This is a genomic window from Liquorilactobacillus satsumensis DSM 16230 = JCM 12392 (assembly GCF_001435195.1).
GTDB classification, from domain to species: Bacteria; Bacillota; Bacilli; order Lactobacillales; family Lactobacillaceae; genus Liquorilactobacillus; species Liquorilactobacillus satsumensis.
The window spans coordinates 29,038-39,758 of record NZ_AZFQ01000039.1 but is presented as its reverse complement, the minus strand read 5'-3'; the positions used below and the strand labels follow the sequence as shown (position 1 = coordinate 39,758).

Annotated in this window: 10 protein-coding genes; 5 read left to right on the top strand and 5 right to left on the bottom strand. The window is 38.1% G+C overall.

The features are described 5' to 3' along the window. Positions 1 to 620 precede the first annotated feature (620 nt). Complete coding sequence (locus FD50_RS06565) at positions 621 to 1,634, top strand: glycosyltransferase (protein WP_054755683.1); 1,014 nt, start codon at positions 621 to 623, stop codon at positions 1,632 to 1,634. A 233-nt stretch (positions 1,635 to 1,867) separates the two neighbouring features. Here FD50_RS06565 and FD50_RS06560 read toward each other — a convergent pair whose 3' ends face one another. Then, entirely contained in the window at positions 1,868 to 2,743 is an 876-nt protein-coding gene (locus tag FD50_RS06560; RefSeq protein ID WP_056960880.1) for a beta-1,6-N-acetylglucosaminyltransferase, read from the bottom strand. A 464-nt stretch (positions 2,744 to 3,207) separates the two neighbouring features. Here FD50_RS06560 and FD50_RS06555 point away from each other — a divergent pair, with 464 nt between their 5' ends. Further along, positions 3,208 to 4,257 carry a glycosyltransferase family 2 protein gene (locus tag FD50_RS06555; protein WP_056960879.1) on the top strand — a complete coding sequence of 350 codons (1,050 nt, stop codon included), beginning with the start codon at positions 3,208 to 3,210 and terminating at the stop codon, positions 4,255 to 4,257. A gap of 783 nt (positions 4,258 to 5,040) precedes the next feature. Here FD50_RS06555 and rpmG read toward each other — a convergent pair. After that, positions 5,041 to 5,190: a 50S ribosomal protein L33 gene (rpmG, locus tag FD50_RS06550; RefSeq protein ID WP_054755677.1), complete on the bottom strand. Its 150-nt coding sequence runs from the start codon at positions 5,188 to 5,190 to the stop codon at positions 5,041 to 5,043. 160 nt (positions 5,191 to 5,350) lie between these two features. On the opposite strand from rpmG, the gene rpmF reads away from it, so the two are divergent. The 3 genes from rpmF to FD50_RS12815 are packed head-to-tail and all read left to right on the top strand — an operon-like array spanning position 5,351 to position 5,934. Further along, positions 5,351 to 5,515, top strand: coding sequence for a 50S ribosomal protein L32 (rpmF, locus tag FD50_RS06545; RefSeq protein ID WP_054755675.1), 165 nt, complete (start codon positions 5,351 to 5,353; stop codon positions 5,513 to 5,515). An 11-nt stretch (positions 5,516 to 5,526) separates the two neighbouring features. Then, positions 5,527 to 5,796 carry a 30S ribosomal protein S14 gene (gene rpsN / locus FD50_RS06540; RefSeq protein WP_054755673.1) on the top strand — a complete coding sequence of 90 codons (270 nt, stop codon included), beginning with the start codon at positions 5,527 to 5,529 and terminating at the stop codon, positions 5,794 to 5,796. A 12-nt stretch (positions 5,797 to 5,808) separates the two neighbouring features. Then, positions 5,809 to 5,934, top strand: coding sequence for a putative metal homeostasis protein (locus FD50_RS12815; protein ID WP_162256076.1), 126 nt, complete (start codon positions 5,809 to 5,811; stop codon positions 5,932 to 5,934). Between the two features lie 419 nt (positions 5,935 to 6,353). On the opposite strand, the gene FD50_RS06535 is transcribed toward FD50_RS12815, so the two are convergent. From FD50_RS06535 to FD50_RS06525, 3 genes are all read right to left on the bottom strand, one after another. After that, entirely contained in the window at positions 6,354 to 7,010 is a 657-nt protein-coding gene (locus tag FD50_RS06535) for an ABC transporter ATP-binding protein (RefSeq protein ID WP_056960878.1), read from the bottom strand. A gap of 24 nt (positions 7,011 to 7,034) precedes the next feature. Next, a complete protein-coding gene (locus FD50_RS06530; protein ID WP_056960877.1) occupies positions 7,035 to 8,477 on the bottom strand; it encodes an ABC transporter permease in 1,443 nt (480 codons plus the stop codon). A gap of 227 nt (positions 8,478 to 8,704) precedes the next feature. Continuing rightward, the gene (locus FD50_RS06525; protein ID WP_082610459.1) at positions 8,705 to 10,708 is read right to left on the bottom strand and encodes a KUP/HAK/KT family potassium transporter; all 2,004 of its coding nucleotides are present in this window, start codon (positions 10,706 to 10,708) and stop codon (positions 8,705 to 8,707) included. Between the last annotated feature and the right edge of the window lie 13 nt (positions 10,709 to 10,721).

Genomic DNA, 10,721 nt, shown 5'->3' with positions numbered 1-10,721 from the left:
CTCGCTATGTTCGTAATTTCGAGTTAGCACTCAAATTTTCCCGACTTATGTCACACCTCAGCTTTTTTGGGCCTAATTATGATATTTTACTAAATCAAATTAAAAAGATCGCTTAATTTAAACACTCAAAAGTTAGAATTTCCTTGCAAATCTAATTATAAATCGAACTCAAGTTGAAAATATGGTAAAGTAGATGTACTTATAATAACTATTTTATTTCATGGTTTGTCTAGTCTCTAATCGTCGTGGGGGAGGGTTTCTCTTTTCATACCACAATAAATATTTACTTAACATGGTTATTTAAGTATTCAATAATTAGCTCTGACTACATGTGAAAACACTTTTATCTGTGTAACTCAGTACACCCTTAGACTAGGTCCAAAAGACTTCAAATAAATTTGCGCTATTGCAGCAGCAACTTTCTTAAATTAGCCTGTCCGTGGAAAATGTCTGCTTTAGCACAAATTAAAAATTGAAAGCACTTTAAATAACCTGTTGCACTGCAGCTGACTTTCAGTTTAGACAAGAGTCTGCCGGTAAGTAAACCAGATCTTAGTGTTTAAATTTCACATGTGTTGAGCTGCTCAGAATTATAGCATCATACTGGAGGCTTACAAATCATGGACAACTATGTAATTTCGATATATGACAATAAGAAAAACGATGCCGGTCCCAAAGCCAAGCAAGACATTGACAAATTCTTAACTGAAAAAGATTTTAAAATCATCAAACTTAAATTCGACTTAAACGGCTCTCTTGTCAGCAAAATGAAAAAAATTAAATATGCACTTTGGGATATTCCGCGCGCCTTTAAAAATCGCAGGATGGATACCATCGTATTACAGTATCCGCTTTATTCCCTGGTGCTCATGAAACAGTTAATCAAAAATGCACGAAAGTACTCTAACGCCAAATTGCTGTTTGTAATTCATGATGTCGAGTCATTGCGCCTTTTTAAAAACAACGCAGCGTATGTTGCCGCCGAAATTGAACTTCTGAATGTGGCAGACGGATTAATTGTACATAATGATAAAATGCTGGCATGGTTAAAACAACATGGTGTTACTACGCAAATGGTTTCTTTGCAGATTTTCGATTACGATAATACTCAGGAACTACAGCGCAGTGAAACTTTTAAAAAAGATGTCTGTTTCGCGGGTAACTTAAAGAAAGCCAAGTTTCTTGAGAAAATGACTACTCAAAATGAAGTCGATATCTATGGTCCTAATCCCGCGAAAACTTATTCAAATGGATTAGTCTACAAAGGAATCTATTCTCCTGAAGAACTCCCCAAACATCTGACACAAAACTTTGGCCTAGTCTGGGATGGAACAGCACTTTCAGCTTGCAATGGTGTTTATGGTGAGTATATGAAGTTCAACAACCCACACAAGGCTTCACTTTATCTTAGTTCTGGCATCCCTGTGATCATCTGGAAACAAGCTGCTCTGGCAGACTTCATTGAAGCAAATGGTGTGGGTATCGCCTTGGAGAGTCTTGCAGACCTAGACCATGTCTTAGCTAGTATCTCAGCTTCTGAATATAAAGAGATGCGGCAAAATGCAATTAAAGTGGGCCAGAAAATGCGTACAGGTCACTTTACTAAAACTGCATTTAGTAAGTTTCACTTTTAAGGGGCGCATCGCAAAAACTGCAACTTTTAGATCCAATCCCAAGCACTGTATTTCAGTAACTTGGCTTGGATCTTTTTATTTGCACTTAAAATATAACTATCAGTTAAACAGCGTTAACATTTTCAGCGTAAACAAAAAGATTCAGTTCGAATACTATGATGCGTATCCACGCTGAATCTAACTAAGCCTAAGTCAATTTAAAGTGGCAAAGTTATGTCCAAAGAATTTTGAAACTATGATTTTTCCTGAATATTCAGCAATGCAATCAATTTTTTTGAATGCGTACTGTCAAATTTTCTGCCAAAATGGCACTGGCTCTTACTAATATCTGGAAAGTCTTGTTCATCTAACACCGCGGGATAACTCCCGTTTTTCTTTTGCCAATTGAGATAGCGATGATTATTTTTAACAATTCTTTTCCTAAATTCGGGAGAATTCACCAGAATTGTCTGCATCCAGAACTCATCGGAAAAGCATCCTGTTTGAAATATCCTTAATAAATTAGTATGCTTATTTAAATAATCCAAACAATATTCAATTGCGTCCCGTGGCAGATCTACCCAGTTGGGGCCGTTATAGATTTCCAGAGTTATGTTGTATTTTTTAAACTTGTTAATCCGTAACAACGTCTGTGCGCCAAGCAGAAGACGATGATATATTTTTCCGAATTTACTGCGCCGATTTATCTGATCGTAGTTAAAATAATATTTTTGCCATAAGATAACCGGCTCTCCTGACTTTTTAACCTCTCGTGATCTGTGATATTCCATGTAGATTCTATCATTGTCTTCGTAAAAAGCATGGATTTGATCTAAATTTGTGACAGGCCAATCTTGACCAGAGATAACATGGCAATATGTAACCTCTGGATTCTTTAATGCTTCTTGCATCAACAAAATTGCTGCCTGTGCAATGCTCCAACTTCCCCAATGAACATTCACCTTGGAAAAATACTTCACATTGTTTTCTTTGAGCCTTTCTTTATCTGCACTCGTTAACCCTAAACTTTTGTCAAAATGCACCAAAACAAGGAATTTTCTCTTCAACAAATTTGCCAACGCAATAATTTGAGAAACATCTTTGTGTGCTAATATCAGAACAGCCTGCATTACTGTTTCACCCTTTACATCAAGAATCTATTCAAAAACCTAAACTGAGCTTTAAAACACTGCAAACCTTGCTACTCAATTTTAAGCATTATTAACTTTCCTTATCAGTGTCAAACTTTAATTGCATAAAATAAGTCTTAAGCTCCGTTCTCTAATTATACTCTGAGTCCCTTGTCAGATTCAAAAAAGTTACCAAGTTACTTACTTAAATTTTAATTTGCCAATTTTGAAAGCGGTTTTCGACGTTTAAATAAAGTGGTTACAAAAATTTGATGGTTCTTAACAGAAAAGTCAAATCTCTATGTTAACCTTAATTTTAACTTTAGAAATGAGCATAACGCTATTATAGCACAGAGTTGCACCTCCCAACTGCAGCCGGGAAAATTACTTGTCCAACATTTTTTCGCTTGACGCTCATAGTTTCACCACATTAACTCATTTTGTCAAAATTTAGGAGTAATCATATGAAAAATGACTGTGTTAGTCTAATTCTTCCAATTTATAACATCAAAGAATCGTTTTTAAAAAAGTGCGTCACTTCTCTTATAAGCCAAACTTATTCTAACATTGAAATTATTCTGGTGGACGATGGTTCTACAAATAATTCCTATGAACTGTGCACAAACTATGCGCAAAAAGATCCGCGGATAAAAATTATCCGTCAAAAAAATTCAGGAGTATCTGTTGCGCGCAATCATGGTCTTAAAAAAGCTACCGGCGATTATATTTGTTTTGTTGACCCTGATGACTGGGTTGCAAAAAATTACGTCGGCGAACTCTTGCATGCCCTTCAAACATCGGATGCAGATTTTGTAATCTCAGATTGTTTTGTCCACTATCCTCACTCTGAAAAAGAAAATCGTTTTCTTAATATTCCAGAGGGTAATTTAACCGGTAAAGCTAAAAATCTCTTGTTATATCAACTAGTGGGCAAAAAGATCTGTGCCTATTATCCTCCAGAAATTGCTGCAGGAGTCCCATGGGCTAAGATGTTTAAGCGCAGTTTCATTGAAGCCAATCAGCTTTCCTTTATTCCAGGAATGAGAAGAATGCAGGATAATATTTTCTGCTTGTATGCGATTGAATGTGCTGCCAAGATACACTATCTTCCTCAAAAACTTTATTATTACAGAAAAGAAGAAGGCTCTGCTTCGTCAAAATATTCAACCCAAATTGTAGATAATTTTGAAAAATATTTTGATGAAACCTTTAAATTTTTATCTCTTTCTCAAAGAGAAGATATTATGTATCATGCCATGTATATGAAAGAACTAACTAGCTTTAACTCTTTTCTGTATCACTACTACTTTCACCCCCGAAACCCTAATAACTACTGGGAAAGCAAAAAAGCCTTGAATACTCTTTTGAACAAAAAAAGGTATCAAACGGCTTTGGGGAAGGTCAACTATAATTTGCTAAATACGCAGGAGAAGGTTTTTGTCTTCTGTTTAAAACATCGTTTATATTTAGCATTAAAAATTTTAGTGAGACTCAGAAATAAAAGTAAAAGCTAGGCAAGAAATTTGAAGAAGTGCGACACTCACTGGGAGCCTTTGAGCACTAACAACAAATTACGCATAGACGGGTTGTGTCTATGCGTAATTTGAGGTTAGGCACAGAAGGCTGGTGGGTGGAGCACGTTATAAAAGAAGTGCGTAAAAAGGCGAGAGGCCTTGAAGGATTAGCGACAGGTAACATGGGTGACTGGGCTTGTTGCCGTTGTTACCTGAGCTAAGCATAAAGGGCTGCCTTTTGGAGCACGTTATGTAGAAGTGCCGACACCCGGCGTTCAGCCTCCAATGACTAAGTCCGGCATTACAAAGTAACCCGGGCTTGGTTACGCGTAAGGCAGGCTTAGGAATCGGCGGTTGCTGGGTGGAGCACGTTAAATAGAAGTGCGTAAAAAGGCGGGAGGCCTTGAAGGATTAGCGACAGGTAACATGGGTGACTGGGCTTGTTGCCGTTGTTACCTGAGCTAAGCATAAAGGGCTGCCTTTTGGAGCACGTTATGTAGAAGTGCCGACACTCACCGTTAGCCTTTGAGCACGTTATGTAGAAGTACCATCAAACTCCACACCAACGCCCTACTACACTTTTTGCACAAAAAACAATCCTATAACGAGCAAACGACAGTCGTGCAATTATCCAATGACGACTTGTCTTGTTAGAACAACGGGCACTTGAAGTTTTGAGTAAGAAACTTCAGGTGTCCGTACTGCGTTTCATGACTATTATTTTGCTGTATATTTAAAAACCAGAGCAAATCGTTCCTTTTTACAAATTATTCAGTAGGCTAGTTACTTAACTTCTACAAATAATGCTTTCTTGCGCAGTTTTGGTGAATATTTCTTTAATTGCAGCTTCTCTGGCGTATTTCGCTTATTTTTACTTGTAATATAAAGACGTTCTCCAGTTTCGACACATTCTAAGAGTATATTTGTTCGCATGTTTTCTCCTCCATATTAAATAGTAATAATTACTCTTTATAAAATAACAATGAAAAGTTACTTTGTCAACTACAGTTAAAAAGGCCTTTACAAAGTTGCCAAAAGCGCGTATCTTTTAAATAGTAATCATTATCATTTAATTACAGGGAGGTGTCACACTTTGGCTGTTCCTAAGAGAAAAACATCGAAAAGTAAAAAAAATTCACGGCGTGCCTCCAAAAAAATTTCACTTCCAAGCATCCACCTAGATAAGACCACTGGAGAGTATGTCCGCAATCATCATGTTTCGCAGCAGGGTTATTACAACGGCAAAAAAGTTCTATAAGGAGAAAAAATATGGCAAAAAAATCAAAAATCGCTAAGGAACAAAAAATCGAAGCAATGGTACAAAAATACGCGCAACGCCGGCAAGAACTACGCAAAAATCATGACTATCAAGCTCTTAGCAAGCTTCCACGCAACGCTTCGCCTACCAGAATCCATCGCCGCGACTTGCTTGATGGCAGACCACATGCCTATCTGCGTCAATTTGGAATGTCACGTATCAGGTTTCGAGAACTAGCACATCAGGGACTGCTCCCAGGTGTGCGCAAGGCAAGTTGGTAGGTGGTGTGTAAATTGACAACTAAACCTAACGTTAGCAGTGCCTATCGCCAGTTAAAAAGTCCTAACATTAAAACCCGCAAACGTGCACTTGCTCTTATTAAAGAAAGTAAAAAAAACAAGAAACAACGAACTGTTTAATCAAAATAATATAAAAATTTTCATTTATGTTCATCCCTATTTGTCGATCACAGTAGAGAGTGTGACATAAGTCAGGAAAATTTTGAGTGCTAACTCGAAATTACGAACATCGCGAGTACTTTGCTATGAGTAATTCGAAGTTAGATGGAGAATTTTGACTTATGTCACACGTTTATCCGGAATAAAAGAGGGGCTGTGCCAAAATTTAACTTTTGGCACAGCTCCTCTTTTAGTTTGGCGTGTAATGTTCGGCAGCAGCGCCACAAAATTGCCGATTTATTTGGAAAAACACCCTGATAGTACTTAAAGAGGCAGGCTAAGTATTCTTGGATAAAACAAAAATTCAGTTCAGAGCTGAACCTAATCAGTACTCTGAACTGAAACTAATTCGAATTTATTTCAATTTAGGTAACGCTATTTTACTTAATCAAAAATTCATTATTTTTCAATTCAATCTGCTGATCACACCGTTGTGCAACCATTGATTCATGCGTAACTATGATAACACATTTATTTTGCTCATGTGCCACTGCTTTAAACAAATCCAACACCTCAAAGGTATTTTGTTCATCCAAATTACCAGTTGGTTCATCTGCAACTACTAATTTAGCATCACAACACATTGTTCGCGCAATAGCGACCCTTTGCTGCTGACCACCAGACAGCCGTCCGACTTTTTTCTTAGCCATTTCTTTGTTAATTCCGATCTTTTCAAGCACCTCAAACACATAATCTTTATCATGTACATGTTCTGCTTTAGTAATCGCCATGGCCGTCAAAATATTCTCAAGTGCGGACATATAGGGAAATAGGTTGTAAGATTGGAAAACCATTGAAACATCATGATTACGATAGTTTGTTAATCCAATTTTGGATAGTGGAACCCCCTGAAATTCAATTGTACCTGCACGCGGTTTATCTAGTCCACCTAACAATGAAAGAAAAGTTGTTTTGCCAGAGCCACTGCTACCAATAATCGCGTACAGTTTTCCTTCTTTAAATTCTAAATTAACATTGTCAAATAATTTATGCTCTTTTTTATCATACCAATATGCAACATTTTTTGTTTTTAGCATTTTTTCCACTTCCTCCAAACAAGATTAAGAAATCAAGATTTTCTTTGGCTGCAGTCTCAATATCCCGATTGACCCGATTAAAATTGCCAGGAGGATGATTGCTAATCCAAATGCTCCTAGCTGTACTAACGAAACAACACTGATACTGGTTGAGAGTTTCTGAAGTTGCTGCGATGATGCCTGAGTGGATTGCTGTTGTCCTCCACCGCCATTATTTGCCATCTGGGCACCGCCGCCGCCAGGTTGCCCATTTTGACTGTTGCCTGTTGTGGTATTTGTTGTTGTACTTGTAGTCGTTGTCGTTTGATTAACCAACTGCTTGCCCACGGCATCACCCACAAATTTGCCACCTGCTCCGGCAACTGCAATTGAGACTACCATAATCATTACCATTTCAGCAAAAAACTGCGCAATTACTTTCCAACGTTTTTCACCTAATGAAAGCAGCACACCAATTTCGTAGCGTCGTTCGCGAATCATTAAAACTACGATCAGAGTTAAGATAATTGTGCCTGCTACACTAACAAGGATCACAATCTTCTGAGCAAAAGATTTAACATTATTAAGCGGTGTAAGTAATGAGCGGTATGTGCTGTCATCTTTTGTCAAAGAAAGTTTTGAAGTGTTGATTGACTTCTTGGCAGCAGTTATGAATGCTGCAGCTTTTGATGGATTGCTGATTGTATAAGTAACTGATTCTGCAGACGTTGTCCCTTTAATAGAATTTACCAATGCATAGGAACTGTAGATTGTATTTGAAGGATCCGTCTGTCCCATGCCGCCTGTTTGACTACTTGTCGAACTTGACTTGTAAATCCCGACAACTTTAAATTTATGAATGTTTTTATCTGTATCTTTAACTGTGATTGTGTCTCCGACTGAAATGCTATTTTGCTTAGCTAATTCTGTCTCAATTACAACATTGTTTGTGCCTGCATCTGAAGCATTTATTCCACGACCACTTTTGATTTTACTTGTACCAGAGGTAAACGAACTAACCTGGCTCGTGGAAGTAACACCTGAAAGAGAAATATCGCCCTGACTGCTACTGCTGCTGCTTGATTTTCCTCCCGGGCCGCTCATCTGATTTGATTGGCTGCTGCTTGAGGTTTTAATAGCGTCAAATGACTTTGCATTTACACTTGTAGAATTAGTGATGTTGTATGCTTTCACATAATCAGAATTACCGATCTTTTTAGCCGTTTTAACACTCACACTAGCAAGACTCAGTGTTGGATTTTTACTTTTTTGCTGCCGGAGTTTCTTAAATGCATTGCTCCTATTTGCTGATAATGTAACTGTGGCACCCGAACTCTTTTTAGCATTATTCACCGCTGTTGTTGCCGCATTTTGAATAATTATTCCAGCAAGTACAAAAAGTAGAATTGCTGAAAGCACCAGTATCAAAAGAATTGTTCGGCCTTTTTTACCCTTAACATTTAAAAAAGCCCTATAAAAAAAGTTCATAACACTGCCTCCAATATTAATAAAATATAAAACTACCTTTTCAATAATACAGAGATAATATCCCCAATTTATGAAGATACTCGGAAGTTTTATCTACTTAATATCGATCACAGTGTTATGAACCAAACTAGCAGTCTAAATGCTCTACTAGTATAAGTTTTTTAAATAATCATTATTTACTGGTTATTTGTTCTATAGTCCAAATTTTCTTAAACTGGTTAGCATCTTTATTTATCTTGCTTCGGATTCAAAATCGCATTCTGTCTAATAACGGACATCCTGCGCTTCCTAAGAAAGAGTGGCACTTTCTCAATCCGGACATCACTGAATTCCAAACCAAACCATTCCATCGGCGTCGTACTATGATTTTGCAAAAAAATGCGTCCAGAAATTAGGAAATGCCGCCAAGGTTCAATCTGGGTATTAGGTGACAGCATTTCTTGAATAAGGATAAAGCAAAAATCACCAACGATTCGATGCTTAAGTGTTGTATACTCTTGTGGCTGTTCATCAATAATTCCTTCAGACATCAGCTCTTGTACGACTTGCCGCAGATAAAGATTGACCGTATGATCAACTTTAAAACCTAAGAAAAGCTGTAAATTGACAATGTTACGCGTGCCCATCATATCTACAGTGTAGTAACTCGTGTATGGTTCGTCTGTGGTATTCACCGAAACAAACCAGTAGACTTGCGCCCGTTTAGGCTGCTTATCAAGAATTGAATATAGAATCTCCCGCTTGATTGAGTAATCGCCCTTAACCTTTGCCAGCATTACTAGGTTGCTCATAAACATTGGAATGCTCTCATCTTGTGAAAGTTTAATCAGCTGCTTACGATAGTCCAGCAGCGAAACCGTTTCTGATTCATCGGTCACATCTGCACGAACACGATTACCGAAGTACCAAACGACCATGACAGCTAGGATTATGCAGGTCAAAATAACAGTAATAAAGCCACCATGCATAAATTTCACGACACTTGAAATAAAGAAAACCATTTCGATTGCTAGGAAACCAGCGGCAAACATAATCGTCACACTATGTGGGATACGGTCCTTGATATAGAAGGTCAAGAGGATTGTGGTCATTAACATTGTTAGTGTAATCGCCAGTCCATAAGCGGCTTCCATATGTTCTGAGCTACCAAAGTACAAGACAATTAATGTAGTGGTAACACATAGTAACCAATTGACAATCGGAATATAGATTTGACCACGCGAAAGATTGGGATGCATAACATCAAAACGCGGCAAAATCTTTAGCCCAATCGCCTCTTCAACTAAAGTAAAAGAACCGGTGATTAATGCCTGAGAAGCAATAATTGCAGCTAAAGTTGCAAGCACTACTCCAGCAACACGGTAGCTTTGCGGCAGCATATCAAAAAAGGGATTAACATTGCTAACTGTCACATGCCCACTGATCTGCTTTAGCATCCAGGCACCTTGCCCAAAGTAATTTAAAATCAAACTGCCAAAAACAAATGGCCAGGTTAAGTAAATATTACGTCTACCCACATGTCCCATATCAGAATACAGCGCTTCTGCACCAGTTGTCGCTAGAAAAACACTGCCAAGAATGAAGATTCCCACCGGATTATCGTGGGAAAAAAGTAGCGCAATCCCGTATGTTGGTGACAGTGCCCGTAAGACACTCCAATCATTCATCAGATTTGCAACACCAAAAACTGTTAAAAAGCCAAACCAAATTACCATGACTGGTCCAAAAGCTTTACCAATGAAATTTGTTCCAAACTTTTGAATCAAAAATAGGACCAGTAAAATCACCAACGTCCACAAAATGACTTCGCTTTGATCAGATAGCAGCACTTCGGACCCAATTTTAACTCCTTTGAGACCTTCAATCGCACTTGTGACCGTCACAGCGGGTGTAAGTGTCCCGTCAGCCAACAAAGCTGCCCCACCTACCAAAGCTGGTAAAATTAACCAGACGCCCTTTTGACGCACTAATGCATACAATGCAAAAATACCACCTTCACCACGATTTGATGCGCGTAAAGCAATTCCCACATACTTAACCGTTGTAATCAGCATTAGGGTCCAAAAAATCAACGAAAGGCTCCCCAAAACATAGTCTGCTGTAACTTTCTTCAATCCACCTGCATCGCTCACAAGTGCATTCATTACATAAAGAGGAGATGTTCCAATGTCCCCATAAACAATTCCCAGTGTAATCAATGGTCCCAACAAGTATTTACGCTTCATCTTCACTACTGCACACCCT

Excerpts from the sequence above, each read along its gene's own strand:
- FD50_RS06565 (WP_054755683.1), top strand. The coding sequence starts at position 621 with ATGGACAACTATGTAATTTCGATATATGACAATAAGAAAAACGATGCC.
- FD50_RS06560 (WP_056960880.1), bottom strand. The coding sequence starts at position 2,743 with ATGCAGGCTGTTCTGATATTAGCACACAAAGATGTTTCTCAAATTATT.
- FD50_RS06555 (WP_056960879.1), top strand. The coding sequence starts at position 3,208 with ATGAAAAATGACTGTGTTAGTCTAATTCTTCCAATTTATAACATCAAA.
- rpmG (WP_054755677.1), bottom strand. The coding sequence starts at position 5,190 with ATGCGAACAAATATACTCTTAGAATGTGTCGAAACTGGAGAACGTCTT.
- rpsN (WP_054755673.1), top strand. The coding sequence starts at position 5,527 with ATGGCAAAAAAATCAAAAATCGCTAAGGAACAAAAAATCGAAGCAATG.
- FD50_RS06535 (WP_056960878.1), bottom strand. The coding sequence starts at position 7,010 with ATGCTAAAAACAAAAAATGTTGCATATTGGTATGATAAAAAAGAGCAT.
- FD50_RS06530 (WP_056960877.1), bottom strand. The coding sequence starts at position 8,477 with ATGAACTTTTTTTATAGGGCTTTTTTAAATGTTAAGGGTAAAAAAGGC.